At 71.8% G+C, this 15,867-nt stretch carries 14 protein-coding genes; 1 reads left to right on the forward strand and 13 read right to left on the reverse strand.

The window, feature by feature from the left end; genetic code table 11:
* Nucleotides 1-87: 87 nt before the first annotated feature.
* The 5 genes from HD601_RS08730 to HD601_RS08750 all read right to left on the reverse strand — a co-directional run bounded on the left by HD601_RS08730 (nucleotide 88) and on the right by HD601_RS08750 (nucleotide 5,272).
* Nucleotides 88-396 carry a hypothetical protein gene (locus HD601_RS08730; protein ID WP_184821072.1) on the reverse strand — a complete coding sequence of 103 codons (309 nt, stop codon included), beginning with the start codon at nucleotides 394-396 and terminating at the stop codon, nucleotides 88-90.
* Between the two features lie 14 nt (nucleotides 397-410).
* On the reverse strand, nucleotides 411-2,273 hold the full coding sequence (locus tag HD601_RS08735; RefSeq protein ID WP_184821074.1) for an FtsK/SpoIIIE domain-containing protein: 1,863 nt from the start codon (nucleotides 2,271-2,273) through the stop codon (nucleotides 411-413).
* Nucleotides 2,274-2,355: 82 nt separating this feature from the next.
* Nucleotides 2,356-3,177 carry a hypothetical protein gene (locus tag HD601_RS08740; protein WP_184821076.1) on the reverse strand — a complete coding sequence of 274 codons (822 nt, stop codon included), beginning with the start codon at nucleotides 3,175-3,177 and terminating at the stop codon, nucleotides 2,356-2,358.
* A complete protein-coding gene (locus HD601_RS08745) occupies nucleotides 3,174-4,565 on the reverse strand; it encodes a CHAP domain-containing protein (protein ID WP_184821078.1) in 1,392 nt (463 codons plus the stop codon). Before HD601_RS08745 ends, HD601_RS08740 begins: the two co-directional genes overlap by 4 nt.
* 95 nt (nucleotides 4,566-4,660) lie before the next feature.
* Nucleotides 4,661-5,272 (reverse strand): YbjN domain-containing protein, encoded by a 612-nt coding sequence (locus tag HD601_RS08750; RefSeq protein WP_184821080.1) that lies wholly within the window; start codon nucleotides 5,270-5,272, stop codon nucleotides 4,661-4,663.
* A gap of 127 nt (nucleotides 5,273-5,399) precedes the next feature.
* On the opposite strand from HD601_RS08750, the gene HD601_RS08755 reads away from it, so the two are divergent.
* Nucleotides 5,400-6,266 carry a hypothetical protein gene (locus tag HD601_RS08755; RefSeq protein ID WP_184821082.1) on the forward strand — a complete coding sequence of 289 codons (867 nt, stop codon included), beginning with the start codon at nucleotides 5,400-5,402 and terminating at the stop codon, nucleotides 6,264-6,266.
* Between the two features lie 3 nt (nucleotides 6,267-6,269).
* Here the strand turns inward: HD601_RS08755 and HD601_RS08760 are convergent, their stop codons facing one another.
* From HD601_RS08760 to HD601_RS08795, 8 genes are all read right to left on the reverse strand, one after another.
* Entirely contained in the window at nucleotides 6,270-7,073 is an 804-nt protein-coding gene (locus HD601_RS08760) for a J domain-containing protein (RefSeq protein ID WP_184821084.1), read from the reverse strand.
* An 82-nt stretch (nucleotides 7,074-7,155) separates the two neighbouring features.
* On the reverse strand, nucleotides 7,156-7,953 hold the full coding sequence (locus HD601_RS08765; RefSeq protein WP_184821086.1) for a J domain-containing protein: 798 nt from the start codon (nucleotides 7,951-7,953) through the stop codon (nucleotides 7,156-7,158).
* A gap of 140 nt (nucleotides 7,954-8,093) precedes the next feature.
* Entirely contained in the window at nucleotides 8,094-10,388 is a 2,295-nt protein-coding gene (locus tag HD601_RS08770) for a hypothetical protein (protein ID WP_184821088.1), read from the reverse strand.
* Nucleotides 10,385-13,036: an ATP-binding protein gene (locus HD601_RS08775; protein ID WP_184821090.1), complete on the reverse strand. Its 2,652-nt coding sequence runs from the start codon at nucleotides 13,034-13,036 to the stop codon at nucleotides 10,385-10,387. The genes HD601_RS08770 and HD601_RS08775 overlap by 4 nt, the downstream gene beginning before the upstream one ends.
* The gene (locus HD601_RS08780; protein WP_184821092.1) at nucleotides 13,029-13,787 is read right to left on the reverse strand and encodes a hypothetical protein; all 759 of its coding nucleotides are present in this window, start codon (nucleotides 13,785-13,787) and stop codon (nucleotides 13,029-13,031) included. Before HD601_RS08780 ends, HD601_RS08775 begins: the two co-directional genes overlap by 8 nt.
* Before the next feature lie 57 nt (nucleotides 13,788-13,844).
* Entirely contained in the window at nucleotides 13,845-14,168 is a 324-nt protein-coding gene (locus tag HD601_RS08785; RefSeq protein ID WP_184821094.1) for a hypothetical protein, read from the reverse strand.
* A 52-nt stretch (nucleotides 14,169-14,220) separates the two neighbouring features.
* The gene (locus tag HD601_RS08790) at nucleotides 14,221-15,423 is read right to left on the reverse strand and encodes a conjugal transfer protein (protein ID WP_184821096.1); all 1,203 of its coding nucleotides are present in this window, start codon (nucleotides 15,421-15,423) and stop codon (nucleotides 14,221-14,223) included.
* Nucleotides 15,420-15,743 (reverse strand): hypothetical protein, encoded by a 324-nt coding sequence (locus HD601_RS08795; RefSeq protein WP_184821098.1) that lies wholly within the window; start codon nucleotides 15,741-15,743, stop codon nucleotides 15,420-15,422. Before HD601_RS08795 ends, HD601_RS08790 begins: the two co-directional genes overlap by 4 nt.
* Nucleotides 15,744-15,867: the final 124 nt, after the last annotated feature.

Raw genomic sequence — 15,867 nt, forward strand, 5'->3', positions numbered from 1 at the left:
CCCGCCCGCCTCGCTCGTTCCTCACTCGGACGCCCGCGCCTACCCCTGGCGGCACTCCCCGAACCCCCGCTCGAGTGCTGTATGGGGTCAGCCTTGGCCCCAGCCCTCGGTGTCGATCTTCTTGTTCCTGTTGCGCCGGGAGATGACCGAGCCGAGGGCCAGGATCAGCACGATGAGGCAGACCCCGAGGACGACGTGGGCGCCGCTGACTCCGGCGCCCTCCCAGCCGGGCACCTCCCACATCGCCTCCTCGGGCGAGGCGATGAAGCCGCGCTCGATCATCCACTCGCGGCCCTCTTCCCACGAGCTGAACACGAGCGGCGCGGCGATGGGCAGGGCCAGCGGCGCGGCCAGGAACATGAAGAAGAGGTCGTTGTCGGAGACGGTGTCGGCCATGGCGTCCCTGCCCCCTAGTAGATGCCGTCGTTGAGATGCCGGATGCGCACCGCGCGCGTCCGCGACACCACCTGGGAGCCGGCGCCGTCGTTGCCGCGCCAGCGGATCTGCAGCTTGGTGCCGTCGTTCTGGACCGGCTCGACCTGTTCGATGATGACCCAGCCGGTCTCGTCGTCGAGCCGGGCGAGGTTGCCCACCTGCAGCTGCGACACCATGACCATCTCGGACCACCCGGCCGCCTCGGTCTGCGCCACGGCCGCCGTGCCGCTGGACGAACCGCCGGTGCGGGCACGGCTCCAGTCGGCGAGGCCGGACGGGCCGGCGCCGTAGCCCTCGGCGAGGTCGGCGTTGAGGTTGACCCGCCACGACGCCTCGGGGCTGTCGGTCAGCGCCCGCGAGCGCTGCACGTGCAGGACCGGGTGCGTGACCGAGGTGGGCCGCAGCGCGTCGAGCAGGAGGAGGTCCTGCTCGTCATTGACGCGGCGGGCCTCGCGCGGGTCGGGGGTCCAGTAGCACTGGATGAGCGCCGGCTTGCCGTCGCCGGACTGCACGGTCGCGCGGCCGGGGACGGGCTCGGACTGCTCGGCGGGACCGTCGCCGCCCCACAGCGCCGACGCGGCGCGGCTGTCGAGGCGGCCGAGGGCGACGACGGTGCCGACCTCGTCGCGGTTCTCCTCGCGCAGCAGGGGGTCGTCGGCGCGCTGGATGCTCAGGACGACGTAGACGTTGACCTGCCTGCCGTGGCGCAGCAGGTCGGTGACGCGGTCGAGGGCGAGCGACGCCGCGGCCGCGCCCTGCCCGGCCCGGTTGGCGGCGTCGGCGACCGCGGACGCGAACTCGCGGAAGTGGTGGACGACCACGACCAGCGGCTCGAGCTCGGTGCGGCTGGAGCCGGACTCGATGAGCGCGACCCGCCCCTCCATCTCGCGCCAGGCCTGGTTGAGCACGACGATCTGGTCGTCGAGGGTGGACGCGACGATCTGCACGTTCGGCCAGTCGCGCACGCCCAGCAGGTCGACCCGGCGGTGGTCGATGATCCACACCGGCCAGCCGCGCGCCGCAGCCTCGACGACGATGCCGGTGAGCAGTACCCGCTTGCCGGCGCCGGACCGGCCGAGCACCAGGAGGTGACCCTGCGGCGCGGCGAGGTTCCAGCCGACCCGCGTGCCCGCGCTGTCGACGCCCAGCGGGACCAGCCACGACGTGAGGTCGGCCTGCGTGGGCACCGGCCGCGCCACCTTCTCGGGAAGGGCCCGGCGGACGGCGTCGCGGGCACGCACGGACCGGGCGGACGGCTCCGGCGTCAGCGACCCGCCGGTGCGGGTGGGGTCGCGCAGGGTGAGCCGGTGTCCGCGGATGTTGTGGCGGCCGACGGTGTACTGCTCTTCCAGCTGCGCGTGCACGGCCTCGGCCACACCGGCGGCCCAGTCGGGCGCGGAGTCGTCGACCTCGGTGGGGTACTGGATGTTCAGCACGTGCGGGACGCCGACCCACCCGCCCTGCCACTGCCGCGCGTCGACGTCGAGGTAGGACGCGTCGGGCACGCCGATGTGCCGGGCCAGCGCCTCGGCCAGCTCGTCGATGACGCCCTGGCGCTGACGCCGCCGCATGCCGACGGCGTAGAAGGCACCGGCGCCGGCCAGCGTCGGCAGCAGGAACAGCACGCCGATGAGCGCCTGGTCGAGGCTGGCGAGGATGGCCCAGAGGCTGACGGCCAGGAAGACCGTGCCGAGGGCGGCGGCCGTCAGCTGCGCCGGCGTGAAGCCCTTGATGGTCGGCTCGGCCGGGCGTGCCGACGCGAACCTGTCGTCCTTGGCCTCCGGCTCCGGTGGTCCGGAGGCGGTGGTGAAGGACTCCACCGGGTCGTGTCGCGTCACGCCGACTGCCTCTCGTTCGGTCCGTTCTCGGTCCTCGTCTTCGAAGGTGCGCCGGGAGGGGGTGTTGTGACAAGGGGGTGGTTCAGCGATGGGCCAGGGGCGTCTGCAGCTCGACGATGCGCCACTGGTCGTCGGCCGACGCGCGCTCGAGGAACGCGAACCACTGGTGCTCGACGAGCGGGCCGTTCCACGCGTCGCGGCCGATGGGCGTCATGCGGACGTAGAAGCGGCGCTCGGCCCGGGTGGCGGTGTCGGGGGTGTCGACGTCGGTGGTGTGCGGGTCGATGCCGTTGATCGAGGCGAACGCCTGGTGCCCGGACCAGCGCTCCCAGTCGCGCTCGACGTCCTGGCGCAGGCCGTCGAGGTCGTAGGCGGAGGAGTCGTACGGCGCGGCCAGCCAGACCTGCGCGCGGTCCATGGCGTCTGCCGACGACGTGTCGGTGGCGGTGTCGAAGCTGTAGGCGGCGGTCAGGGCCGCGACGGCGACGGCGGTGGGGTCGTCGCCGTCGACCGTGCCGGGGTCGGGGACCTCGACGGGTTCGGGCTGGCGCATGCCCGGTGGAAGCGTGGGGGTCTGGCGGGGGCCCGGGGTCGGCTGCGCGGTGGGGGTGTCGGACGGCTCGAGCGGCTCGTCCTCGCCGGCCGTCGACGGGGTCCGCTGCGGTTCCCCGGTGCCGGCGTCGGGAGCCACCGTCTCCTGGTCGGCGCCGGGGCCGGGCGATGGGTCGTCGGCGGGCGGGGCCGCCTCGGACGGACGCTCGCCAGGCCGGCCTCCGGCGGCACCACCCACGGACCCGGGGCTGTCGCCGTCGTCGCCCCCACCGCCGAGGACCAGCAGCAACCCGACGACGGCCAGCACCACGGCGGCGCCGACGAGCAGCAGCGAGGAGCGCGAGCGGATCATGGGTTCATCCGGCCATAGCCGACGACGGGGCCGCTCGGGCCCATGCTGAACGTGCCGTTGGCGCGGGTGATGCGGTTGCTCTCGTTGCCGCCGACGGTGACCAGCGTGCGGCTGGCCTCGTCGACCTCGACGACGATGCTGACGTGCCCGGAGTAGATCATGACGTCACCGGGGCGGGGCGGTTTGGTGGGTCCGCCGCTGCCGACGGGGATGAACTCCTGCCCGTGGCCGCCGGACTGGAACCAGGCCTTCATGCCGATGACGGCGGGGATCTGCCAGGGATGTCGCCAGAAGTACATCTGCGTGCCGGGTTCGGCCTCGAACGCGATGCCGGCCTCTTGGAAGACCCAACTGACGAAGTCGGCGCACCACTCCTCGCAGCCGTTGGCGATGTACGTGTCGGAGATGACGGGGCCGCAGTTGCTGCCGAACGGCTGCTCGACGATGCCCTTGGCGTACTCCTGCTCGGCGATGCGCACGACGCCGTCGAGGCCGCCGCCGCTGACCCCGCCGCCGCAGCCGGTCCAGCCGCCGCCGGCGCCGTCCTCGCCGCCCTCGCCCTCGCCGATGCCCATGCCATGAGGCGGCGGGTAGGTGGCGAGTTCGCCGTAGCTGCCGGTGCCGCCTTGGGTGAAGTTGGACGTGATGAGCGCGTGGACGTTCTCGACGTAGCGGAGTGTCTCTGGGTTGTTCCAGTTGCCGGCCGGGCCGGCGTTGTAGCTGGCCGCTGAGTAGACGAAGGTGCCCGGATCCCAGCGCGCGACGTCGCCGAGTGGAGTCTCGGGCGTCACGCTGCCGTACAGGCCGTCGGCGTGGGTGAAGAGGTTGGCCGCGGTGAACATGGAGTCGGCCGGGTCCATGTAGTCGGGTGGACCGCCGTCGGCGCTGAACTTGTAGGCGTCCCAGGTGCCCGCGCCCAGATTGAACTGCATGGGCCCGTGACAGCACGGCGAACTGGGCCAGTCGGTGTCGAGGTCCTTCCAGGCGTTGCCGTTCTCGGTCATGTAGATGGCGGCGAGGTACGCGGGGTCGATGCTGAACTCGTCGCCGGCGGCGGTGAAGATCTCGGCCCACGGCGCCGGCACGTTGGCCATGGTGGCGTCGCCTGTGCAGACCTGGCCGCCGGGCTGCATGGTGCACTCGGCGAGCGGGGCGCGGTCGGTGATCTCGCACCACAGAGCCATGACCGTGGCGACCGGGATGAACGCGATGGACGCGGCGCCCACCACACCGAAGACGGTGAGCAGCGCGATGCCCAGCAGCCATTTGTTAGCGCCGTTCTTGCTGCCCTTGCCCCCCTTGCCGTCCTTGCTGCCAGGGGTGCGCGCAGGCTTCGTCCGGGTGCGCCTCGCGGCTGCCCCTCCGGCGACGACCGAGCCCTGTGCCATACCCCGCCCTCCATCCGGGCGTCCGCCGCGGCGGCGTGGGGCGGACACCTACGTAGGTCGGCGCGGGCTCCGTTCTGTGACAGGCCGGGCGGTGCTCAGAACTCGATGGCGACGGCCTCGGGGAACGTGAGTGCGGCCTCGTCGAACAGGGCGAGCGAGCTGGCCAGGCCGGCGTTGACGGTGCGCTCGAGCTGGTCGAGGCCGACCGCCGGGCCGAAGTCGACCGTGAGCTCGCCGTAGAGGCCGACCGAGTCGTCCTCGAGGGTGCGGGCGAAGGCCTTGGGCCAGGCCCGCTCGGCGTTCCACTCGTTCGCGAAGATGGCGACCTGGGCGTAGAGCTCGGCGGGCAGGGCGCGTTCCCACTGGCCATAGACCTGGAAGACCGGATCGGAGCCGTCCTCGGACAGCAGGAAGAAGTAGAAGTAGCCGTTCTCCCACACCCCGCCGACCGCATCGTCGCCGTCGACGAAGTACTTCGCCTCCATGCCGTCGAGGATCGCGGTGACCGCCGAGAGTGTGAGCGGGACCAGCGGATCCGGTGAGGACGGGGCGAGCGTTGCGGGGTCGAGCGTCGCCGGGACCCGCTTCGCCGGGGCATTGTCGCTGCGTGCGGGCGTGCCGGGGCCGCCGAGCGTCTTCTGCGGGCCGGGCATGGCTCGGAGTCGATCGAGCTGGCTGCGTGGCCCGTGCCCGTTGCTGTCGTTCATCGCGCGAGGTCCTCTCCGCGTCCGGTTCTGCTGATGTAGGTGCGGTGGGGAGTCCGGCTGTGACAGGCGGGCCGGGGGCTGTCGCTGGCTAGAGTGGTGCTGCCGACGACCGCCCGCAGAGGACGCGATGCCCGACGACCACTCTTCCGCCTCCCGCGACCTCTCCCCCCGCTCGCGTGGCGAGGTCGACGTCGACGCGGGCCCGTCCGCCTCGACCCTGGACGGCTCGTTCGACGGTTCGGCGGAGCGACCCTGGCACAGCTGGGAACGCATCCCCGCCGAGGTCACAGTGGTGCTCGACCACCACGGCTGCGTCCCCAAGGAGCCGTTCGTCGCCGGGGCGACGGCGCCGCGGACCCGCCGCCGCGGCGACGAGGTCTTCCAGCGCGCCGGCGCCTGGGCGGTCGATCGGACGCGGCTGGTCATCGTCGAGGCGGTCCGCGGGCTGGAGCCGGTGGACGGGCCGGGCCACCGGTTCCGCCCGCACACGCCCTGGCGCCTGGGCGTCAGCTCCCACCCGTTCGTCGGCGAGGTGCGGCAGCGCTCCGGCATGGTGGCGGTCGAGGTCGCTGCGGCCGCGGACTCCGCTGCCGGCTCGCTCGACGACGACGCGCCCGAGATCATCGACGTGCTGCCCGCCCCGGTCCGCCGCCAGGTCCTGACCACGGTCGCGGAGCCGCTGGTCGCGGAGGACTACCTCTACCAGGGCGTTCGCAACGACATCCCCCGGCTGCACGAGGCGGGCCTGCTGCGGGCGACCACCGAGACGATGATCGCTGTATTGGCGCTGCGGTCGATCCGGGTGCCGCGCAGGATGACCCAGGCCGAGGCCGAAGTGGCGCTCGCGGCGGCCCCCTGGCACGTCCAGACACTGACGGCGCGCCTCGGCCCGGTAGAAGTGACGGAGCTGGCCAGCTACGAGCAGGACCGCGCCATCGCCGCCAACATCCCGCCGGAACTCTCCGGCGGCGCGACTCGCCACGAACTCACCTGATACTCACTCGGCCCCGGAGTCTGCCGCCAGTCGCGACTCGCGTAGCAACGGAACGACAGCCATCACCGCCGCATAGATGCTCCACAGCCCTATGACCGCGATGAAACCGAGCCGCTCCGTCCTGCTGGCCAGGCCCCAGTACACGACGAACCACACCACGACACCGAGGAACGTCGTCCCATGGATGATCGCCAGTGGGATCCGCAGAAGACCGACGTACGCGCCGAGTGCCACGACGGCATAGGCGATCAGGACGATCCGGAGTACCGAGGTATTGGCGAGAAGATCGCCCCAGGCATCCTCGCCAGCAGCCTCTGGTCGAACCAGCGTGTGGTGCTCGACCAGGATGTAGGTGATGGCGGCGAAGATGGCTACCGCGACCACAGTCGCCCATCGCACAACGGTCCGGCCGGCACCGCCCACCATCCACCGGTCCAGCCTCGAGAACCCCGGGTCGGCGAACTCCTCGGGCGGCGTCGACCCTGCTGGCGCCTCATCCCGCTCCGCCGACGTCGCGCCGAAGCCGCCCCGACTCGCCATGGTCGAGTCGAGATCGGCGCGAGCATCGTAGGCGGCGCGGAGATGCGGATCGGACAGGGTCCGGTAGGCCTCGGCGACGAGGCGGAACATGTCGGCGGTGCCGCCGGCATCCGGGTGCACCGACCGGGCGGCTCGGTGGTACGCGGCCCTGATCTCTTCCGGACCCGCGGACGGGCGGATGTCGAGGATGTCGTAGTAGTCGATCTGAGCCACGTTATCCGCCTGGTCCGCGCACCGCCGCCCGAGCCGGTCAGTCATCGGCTGCATCAGGCCGGCTCCGTGGTCGATTTCAGCCGGCGCGAACCCACCCGACCATCATGCTTCGCGGCGGCACTCGCTGCCGAGTCGATCACGCCTCACGGTCGTCGTGGATCTGATCACCCTGCCAGGCAGGGAGGATCGTGATCGCCACGGCATAGACGATCCACAACGCGCCGATGCCCAGGAAGGCCACCCGCTCCCCAGTGCTGGCGAGGCTCCAGTAGGCAAACGGCCAGCCCACCACCACCAGCACGAACACCGCCAGGTGGACCACCGCCATCGGTCCCCACAGTGCGCCCAGGTAGGCGAAGTAGGCGGCGACGCCGTACATCACCACGACGATCCAGAGCACCAGCGAATGGTCGAGGAGGCCGCCGAAGATGTCGGAGCCAGCAGCGGCAGGCCGGATCCACCCAGGGAACCAGACGAGGACGGCGGTGAAGAGGCAGAACAGCAGTAAGATCGCCCAGCCGCCCCACCGCGTGACCGCCCGGCCGTGCGGACCCACCACCCACAGGTCGAGGCGCGACGGGCCTGGGTCCACGAGCTCTTCGTCAGTCGGGGACGCGGGCGTTCGACGCGCACGAGGCGGCGGCTCCGCGGCACCCGCCTGCCAGCTCACCTCGTCACCCCAGTCGGCCTCCGGAGCGGCGGTGCCAGTGGCCGATCCGGCGGATGGCTCCCGCCCCGCACCGGCGTCGTAAGCCGCGCGAGCCTGTGGATCGGACAAAGTTCGGTAGGCGTCGGTGACGAGGCGGAACATGCCCGCCGTTCCGCCGGCATCGGGATGCGTCGTCCGGACGGCGCGGTGGTAGGCGGCCTTGATCTCCGCCGCTGTCGCGGTAGGGCGGACGTCCAGGATGTCGTAGTAGTCGACGTCAGCCATGCCGGCCGCCCAGCATCAGGCGGGCACGCGCACCAGGCAGTGCGTGCGGCACCGGCCACCTCCAGGAACATCGCTCCAGGTCAGCGTAGGCACCAGCGATGATCGCGCGCAATCGAGCCGCCGGAATAGCGGCCTGGCAATCACGAACGGCCACGGTGGCGGCTCTCCCACTCCTGCCGGGCGAAGTCGCGGTTCATCCGGCGACGTTGCCGCGCGCTCCACCGATCCTCGGCCTCGGCCGCGGCCTGCGCCTGGTAGCGCCTCTTGGTAAGGTCCGCTCGCGCCTTGGCCGACCTGTACCGGCCGTCGGCATCCTGCTTCGCCCGGTCGGCGGCCTCGGCCCGCATGCGCCGCTCGTAGTTGCGTTGGACCTGCCCGGCCTTGTTGTCCTCGACGGCGTGGTAGGCACGATTGGCCATTCCCGCCGTTCCGAACCGGCCGCCGGCCATGCGCGCCATACCGTCGGTCATGCCGCTACGCGCTCGGTGCGCCATGGACCGCAAACCGTCGACCGGCAGGTGACCTGCTTGTCCTGCCTGATAGACCCGCTCGCGATACTTGTTCCGCGCGGCCGCGCCGAGCCGGCCCGGCACCGTTCCGAGCTGGTGCATCCGGCCGCGTGCGCGCGTGTTGGTCCTCGACAGCTCGACTCCCACGCGGCTGCGGCGGGCCGCCGCGATGCCGGTGTGGGCCGCGCTCCGGCTGGTCTCGCCGATGGCAGACGCGCCTTGGCGGGCGAGTCCGCCGGCTCCGCGGGCGGCCCGGCGCAGAACGGTGTTCTTGGCCGCAAGCGCGCCTCCCTTGGCGATGATGGAGCCACCGCCGGTGGCCCAGGCGAGGCCGGCCGAGCGCGCGATCCCCTTGACGTTGCGGGCGGCGTCGCTCATGGCGTTGAGTCGGCCCGCGGCCCGCTGCATGCCGCCGCCGGGCCCGCCGCCGGCGGGGACGAGGGAGTTGCCGCCGAAGCCGCCGCCACCACCGCCTCCGCCACCACCACCGCCGCCGAAGCCCGCCATGGCGGCCGCGACGCGGTCCTTGGTCTCGTGGACGGCGCCGCGGCCGCGCCAGAAGAGGACGATGCCGGCGACCAGCAAGAGGTCGACGAGGATGAACTTGCCGATCTCGGCCCAGCGCACGGAGCGATCGTCGGGGTTGCCGATGGGGGCGCTGCCGGACGCCATGATGTCGGTCACGACGTGTAGGAACACGCCGAGGAAGAGGATGCAGAACATCATCATGAGCACGGTCGCGAACAGCTGGCCGATGTTGCGCCAGAGCAGGCCTCTGGCGCCGCCCGGGAGGATCGCGATCAGCAGCGTCACCAGCAGCTTGATGCACTGGACCAGGGCGGACAGACCGGCGATGAACACGACGCCGGCGATGATGAGGATGAGGACCGCCAGAATGGTCACCGCAGGTTGGATGGCGAACTGCGCCATCCAGCTGTCCGGCCGGGCCATCTTGGCGAACGCGTCGACGTTGTCGGTGGTGCAGGACCCGACGACCTTCCAGACCTCGGGGTCGTAGTCGACGGGTTCGTCGCCGGTGCCGCCCCACCAGGTGCCGGGATCGGTGAGCTCGGAGCCGGTGTCGACGCCGTCGGCGGCCGAGCCGGCGCCGCGGCGATCGCCCAGCGCCTCTCTCAGATCGTCCTTGGAGGAGCCGTTGCCCGCGTGGGACAACGCGATGGCGTAGGCCTCTTCGCACTGTCCTTCGAGGATGAAGCCGAAGTTGACCAGCATGGCGGGGTGGTACAGGAAGGTGTCGAGGATGCTCTGTCCCGGCGTGACCTGGTCGGGCCCCGGATCGTCGCCCTCGTAGTAGTAGGAGTCGTCCGAGACGATGCGCCCGACCAGCTCTCTGGAGGTGTCGCGGGCGTCGTAGAGCAGACCGTCCTGACTGTCGTTGTCGCCGATGAGCCAGGTGATCGGGTTGATGGGCGCGAGGTTGTTGTCGGGGCGGTTCTCGCTGTAGGCGATGGCCGCGACGGCGTAGTTGGCGATGACCAGCGACAGGAACAGCTGGAGGATGCCCTTGCCCCACATGCCTCTGGCCATCCACAACATGCAGACGAACGCCGTGATCGTCAGCATGGCCACGTACACGTTGAGGTTCGACAGCATGCCGGCGACGGAGTCCTGGAAGTCGCCCGCGATGCCGGTGAACCAGTCGAGCCACGTCATGCCGAGCACGAAGTCGGTGACCCACGCGAGCGCGATGACCTGGAACTGGTAGATCGCCCAGGTGATCGTCATGAGCACCTTGAAGATCAGGTGGAACGGGTCGGTGATGCCACCGGCCAGCGCCAGTTGCACGTGAAACGCCGACACCTCGCAGGCGCCGACGGCGGTGAGGTGCTGGTCGCCCAGGCCGTTGCCGTCCGAGGCCTCGCAGGCCCGGGCGGCGACGTTGACGGCTCCGGCGACGACGCTCATGCGGGCCTCGATCCGACGGCGTGGTCGGACCGACCGGCCTCGAGCTCGGGCCGGCGGCCGCCGCTGTCGCCGTCGCCGCCCGCGAGCTCACCGGCGCCGGAGGGTGCCGTCGCCCGGCCGAGCATGCCGGCGCCGGGATGGCGCTGCCCGATGACGACCTCGGGAGGCGAGGTCTTCATGGCCTCGAACCGCTCGGGCCGCGACGGCGGCATGACCTTGATGCGGGCGACGTTGCCCAGGGCGTCGCGCATGAGCGCCTCGCCGCGGCGCATCTCGGGGACGCCGTCGGGGCCGACCGGGCTGGTGTGCTCGGTGATCAGCGCGACCAGCGACTCGTCGTCGGGGTCGAGGTCGAGCCACTTGAGACCACGCCTGGCCAGGGTCTTGTCGCGGTGGCGCATGAGGATGCGGGTGGGGATGAGCCCGCGCAGGGTGGCGTCGCCGAAGTCGCTCTCGGGGTCGTGGCTGCCCAGCGCGACGGCAGCCTGGTGCTTGCGGCCGTCACGGACGAAGACGGTGATCTCGCGCTCGCCCTCCGGCGACGCCGTGACGTGGTGCGCCTCGTCGACGATGAACAGGGCCAGCTCGGAGCGGTCGCCGAAACACACCTGCCGTCCCATCGACGCCATGAGCGCGTACATGGCCCGGCCGAAGATCTTCTCGAGCTTCATCTGCTCGAACAGGTGCGCGTGCTGCAGCTCGTCGCGGTCGGGCAGCTCGAGCGTGCGGGTCCAGAAGACGATGGCGCGGTCGCTCAGCTCGACCGGCGGCAGCGAGGTGTCGAAGATGACCCGGCCGAACTCCTTGCGCGCGAACACGTTCATGAGCCGGCCCAGCTCGTAGGCGCCGTCGAGCGTGCAGCTCTCGAGCAGGTGCTTGGTGAGGTCGCCCAGGCCGCGGATGCCGTGCCGCGCGAGGTAGCCGACCTCGAGCACCTCGGACAGCAGCACGCCGCGTTCCGACGTCGGCGACACGTTGAGCAGCGGCGTCAGGAACGACTGCGCGACCCGCGAGCCGGTGTGCCGGTCGAAGACGCGGAGCGGGTCCATGCTCATGGTGGGGTCGACCACGGACACGACGGTGGGGGTGGTCAGCGCCCGGGCCATGGTGACCCACTCGCCGGACTCGGTGCGGTCGAGCGCGATGAACCGGCCGCCGCGGTCGACGGTGTCGGCGGCGATCTTCTTCAGCGCGACCGACTTGCCGGCGCCCAGCTCGCCCGCGATGGCCAGCGAGCCGGACACGTCGAGCCGCGTGGTCGCGCCCGCGGGATCGTGGTGGACGACGCCGGTCTGGCCGGTGGAGATGTTCAGGCCCAGCAGAGTGCCCTTGTTGTCGCCGACGTCGCAGGTGACCACCGGGACCGACGCCGAGAAGGAGTGCGACGTGGTGATCTGGGCGAACTCGCGGACCGACTTGGCCAGCGGCGTGCCGGGCAGCATGGCCCACCAGAGGTCCTCCTGGTTGCCCAGCGGGTGCGTGAGCTTGAACCCGGAGGCGCCGTAGAAGGCCTGCAGCTCCTTGGCCTGCTCCATGACCTGCTCGCCGGTGCGACCGGCCACGCAGAAGATGACGGTGGCCTCGACCTCGACCTCGAGATCGTCGGCGGAGAGCAGCGCCTCGTACTCGGCGAGGTCGCGGGCGGACCGCTCGATGGCGTGCATGCCCGTGGTGAGCTGGCCCTCCTGCTGGAGGAACTGGTCGTTGAGGTTGGCGACGGCGCGCCGGTTGCGCGCGATGACCTCTTCGCGGGTGCGGGTGTGCAGCCGCACCGCCCAGTCGACGTCGAGGCCGGCGTCGTCGACCCGGCCGAGGTACTCGCCGCCGGGGAACACCATGCCGTCCGCCGGGGTGTCGGCCAGCGCGAGCAGGCCCTGGTAGGAGACGGCGTCGGGCTGGTCCGGCTGGGTGATCTTGACGTACTTGCGCCGCAGCGGGTTCCAGTTCTTGAGCTGACGGCGGTCGAGCTCGGACTGGCCGCCCTCGTCGATGAGGGCGTCGGGCCACAGCACGCCGTGACGGGGCACGACGGCGGCCTCGTGGTCGGCGCGGGTCTCGGGGAGGTCCATGTCGGCGAAGAGGCCGCGCTGCAGCGTGTGCTGGTAGAGCCAGACCAGCTGCGCGACGGAGGCCGGCCGCGGGCGGAACACCGCCGGGATGCCGAGCTCGATCTTGCGGGCCTGCTCGGTGCGCACCTTGAGCTCGGCCGGCGAGATGCCGGCGCGCGGCAGGGCCAGCTGGTCGCGGAAGTCGTCGACGGCGGCGTGGAAGGACTCGCCGAGGTTGCCGAACCGGCCGCGGTTGCGCAGCGGCACGCTGAGCCAGAACGTCCGCTGGCCGAGCGCGAGGTCGTCGAGGGTGTCGAGCGTGGCCTCGCACTCGGCCGCCCACTCGGGGCAGTGCTCGAGCGGGATGCCGGTGATCATGCGCTCGACGATGGCGGCGGGGTCGAGCGCGGCGCAGGCGCCCACCAGCAGCGCCTCGCCGGGCAGCGCCCGCAGCAGTGCCTGGTGTGCCGCCCGCACGCCGTGCTTGTCCTTGTCGGGACGGAACCCGTAGGGCAGCGCCTGCAGCCGCCAGGTCGCCCACACGGTCCCCCCGCGCGACCAGATCAGGTGGCCGGCCATGGCTCGCGCCGGACTACGCATCGTCCTCACCCCAAGTGTCGTGGTACCGGCCGTTCCCCTGCCGGACGGCGGTGCGCTGAGGACCGCGGGTGCGCGGCACGCGCGGCGCCTGCCCACGCCCGTCGGGCGCGGGGTCCTGCTGGTCGGGCGGGAGCAGGGCCAGCAGCGCCTGGACCCCGCTGAGCGGCCCGGTGGCCGGTGCCGCCACCGGTTCCGGCGCGGCGGGCTCGCCGGGCGCCTCGGGGAGCGGCGGCGGGGTCCGCTCGAGTCGGCGCCGCAGCCCGTCGGTCAGGCCGGCGGGCAGCTCGGTGCCGGCGGCCGCCGCGATGCCGGGTTCGAGTCCGGCCCACGGATCGGTGCCGGGCAGCGACCCGAGGAAGACGTTGGTGCGGTGGCGGATGCGCCGCGGCCGGCGGAACTTCACCGCCCGGCCCTGGTACTTCCCGGACGAGGGCGCGTTGAGCACCCGGTACAGGCCGAGCAGGGCGAACAGCGGGTTGCGGCCGTTCATCGGCAGCCGGCCGATGAGGAAGACCGCCCCGAACGCCGTCCCGAACAGCAGGGCGACGTTGCCGAACACGCCGAAGACGCCCCAGGTGTCGATGGTCAGGCCGCCGACCACGATGATGACGATGGCCGCGATGAGTTGCTGGACCGTGTACGGCCCGCCGGGGATCTTCGTGCCGTCGGGCATGCGCCCGAGCAGCTGCGGGAACTTGCGCGCCCGTGTGTAGTACTTGACGGTCTCGAGGTCGTCGGGGTCCTCGGCCATCGATCGTCACCTCCGCCCTGGGGTCTCGTGGCCTGCGTCGGGACTGCTGTGGCCGGGCTAGGTGAGATCGACCTGGTGCGACACCGGCGCCGACCCGGGGAGGTCTTCGCCGACGGTGTCGCGCAGGGAGGTGACGTTGTAGACGATCCAGATGAAGACGCCGGCCGCGAGCGCGGAGACGATGATCGTGCCGATGGCGAACTTCGACTGCACCGCCTTGAACACTACGAACAGGATGGCCACGGTGATGGCCACCACCCGGAGCACCCCCTGCAGGTTCGAGGCGGTGTCGGTGGTCCAGTCGAGCAGTCCGGCCTGGATGGTGATGGACGAGGTGGCGAGGTCGGGTGCCGTCGCCGTGAGTCCGGTGATGTGGCTCATGGCTCCTACTCCTTGTGTGCGGGCTGCGGTGCGTGGTCAGGTCGGTGAACGGTCAGGGCGACTCGGTGGCCGACCCCGTGGCTTCTGGGTCTGATCCGCCCTCCCTCGTCGGTGTGTCGGACGGTGTTCCGGTTGGGCCCTGGGACGAGGTCCCCTCAGAGGTGCTCGTCCCAGGAGCTGGCGGGGTGACCGGCGACGGAGCGGGGATGGGGACGGGCTCGGCCAGCGCGGGCGACGTGCGCAGCCGGGCCACCTCCCACCGTCCTTCGCGCGCCTGGAGCACCAGGGAGTACTGCGCGCCGAGCTGCTCGCCGTTGGAGCCGCTGAGCGTGACGTTGGCCTGGACCTCGGCGGTCTCGCCGTCGGCCGGCTCTTCGGCAGGGGCCTCGCCGCCGGTGGCCACCAGGGTGTCGACGCTGACGCCGGCGTAGGGCACCGGGTTCAGCGCCCGGAACGACGTGCCCGGGCTGCTGTAGGCCTCGAGTGAGGCCTGGTCGCCGCTGACGAGCATGGCGTTGAGGAAGTTGGCCACCCGGGCGAAGGCGGGGTGCCCGGCGGCCAGGCCGTGGTCGTAGGCGGAGGCGAGCTGGTCGAACTCGCCCGGCGCCGGCACCGGCGCGGGCAGTGCCTGGGCGATCATCTGCCCGTCGACGTAGAGGACCGGCAGCTGGAAGTAGAGGCGGCCGGACGTGACCCGCTGGACCGGCTCCGCCTCGGCGTCGTCCGGTGCCGGGGTCTCGCCGTCTGCTGGTTCCTCGGGGGGCTCCTGCGCGGGAGCGACGTCGGCCGGGAGCTCGCCCTCGGTGGCGTCGACGCCGACGGTCACCGCCCAGAGGCCGTTGTCGTCCTTGACGATCTCGGCGACGGCCGTGCCACCGGTGGTCCACGGGATGTCGGGGCGGGCCAGGCCGATGTCGCCGAAGTAGGCACGCAGGGCGTCGGACTCCTCGCCCGGCGTCTCGAGCCAGGCGACGACGGCGCGCTCGGCGAACTCGCTGACGGCGGCCGCCTCGCCGATGCGGTCGACGTAGCCGTCCTGACGGACCACCGGACGGGAGTCGGGCATCAGCATCTGCAGGGCGAGCGCGAGCGGACCGGCGATGAGCGCGGCCCACAGCAGCCCGACGACCACACGGGTGGCGAGCTGCGAGCCGCCTGTCCACGTGTGCTGCTCGGAGGACGCGGGCTTCTCGCGCGACCCGGAGTCGCCGCCGTCGGCCTCTTTGGGCGGACCGAAACCCCAGTTGATCTTCATGGCGCCGGTTCCTCGAACGCGTCGTGCCGATGCGGGCTCGAGGACGGCGGAGCCACCTCGACGTCCGAGCCCGCACCGGAGTCGGTGCCCGCCGTGCCGGGTTCCCAGGGCTCGCGCAGCTCGGTGACGTGCACCAGGCGCTCGAGCGCCTCTTGCGCGCGGTCGGCGTTGGCCCCCACGACGTCGTTCAGCCGCTTGGCGGCGTCGCGGTCGAAGGGGTCGGCGATGAGGTGCGCCAGCTCGCGGTCGATGGCCCGTCGCGCCGCCAGCACCGTAGCCGCGTCCATGAGGGACTGCCGGTTGCTGAAGCGCTCTGTCATCGCGGGCTCCTCGGTCGGCGGGTCGGTCGTCTGCGTAGGTACCGGGGGATGCCGTCTTGTGACGGGGTGATCGCTTCGGGTTGGCGGCGAGGATCGGGCATTCGGATCATGACGGTCATCGGGC

This window comes from Jiangella mangrovi (assembly GCF_014204975.1).
Classification (GTDB): Bacteria; Actinomycetota; Actinomycetes; order Jiangellales; family Jiangellaceae; genus Jiangella; species Jiangella mangrovi.

Coding starts and splice junctions, on each gene's coding strand:
- HD601_RS08730 (WP_184821072.1), bottom strand. CDS start 396: ATGGCCGACACCGTCTCCGACAACGACCTCTTCTTCATGTTCCTGGCC.
- HD601_RS08740 (WP_184821076.1), bottom strand. CDS start 3,177: ATGATCCGCTCGCGCTCCTCGCTGCTGCTCGTCGGCGCCGCCGTGGTG.
- HD601_RS08745 (WP_184821078.1), bottom strand. CDS start 4,565: ATGGCACAGGGCTCGGTCGTCGCCGGAGGGGCAGCCGCGAGGCGCACC.
- HD601_RS08750 (WP_184821080.1), bottom strand. CDS start 5,272: ATGAACGACAGCAACGGGCACGGGCCACGCAGCCAGCTCGATCGACTC.
- HD601_RS08755 (WP_184821082.1), top strand. CDS start 5,400: ATGCCCGACGACCACTCTTCCGCCTCCCGCGACCTCTCCCCCCGCTCG.
- HD601_RS08760 (WP_184821084.1), bottom strand. CDS start 7,073: ATGCAGCCGATGACTGACCGGCTCGGGCGGCGGTGCGCGGACCAGGCG.
- HD601_RS08765 (WP_184821086.1), bottom strand. CDS start 7,953: ATGGCTGACGTCGACTACTACGACATCCTGGACGTCCGCCCTACCGCG.
- HD601_RS08770 (WP_184821088.1), bottom strand. CDS start 10,388: ATGAGCGTCGTCGCCGGAGCCGTCAACGTCGCCGCCCGGGCCTGCGAG.
- HD601_RS08775 (WP_184821090.1), bottom strand. CDS start 13,036: ATGCGTAGTCCGGCGCGAGCCATGGCCGGCCACCTGATCTGGTCGCGC.
- HD601_RS08780 (WP_184821092.1), bottom strand. CDS start 13,787: ATGGCCGAGGACCCCGACGACCTCGAGACCGTCAAGTACTACACACGG.
- HD601_RS08785 (WP_184821094.1), bottom strand. CDS start 14,168: ATGAGCCACATCACCGGACTCACGGCGACGGCACCCGACCTCGCCACC.
- HD601_RS08790 (WP_184821096.1), bottom strand. CDS start 15,423: ATGAAGATCAACTGGGGTTTCGGTCCGCCCAAAGAGGCCGACGGCGGC.
- HD601_RS08795 (WP_184821098.1), bottom strand. CDS start 15,743: ATGACAGAGCGCTTCAGCAACCGGCAGTCCCTCATGGACGCGGCTACG.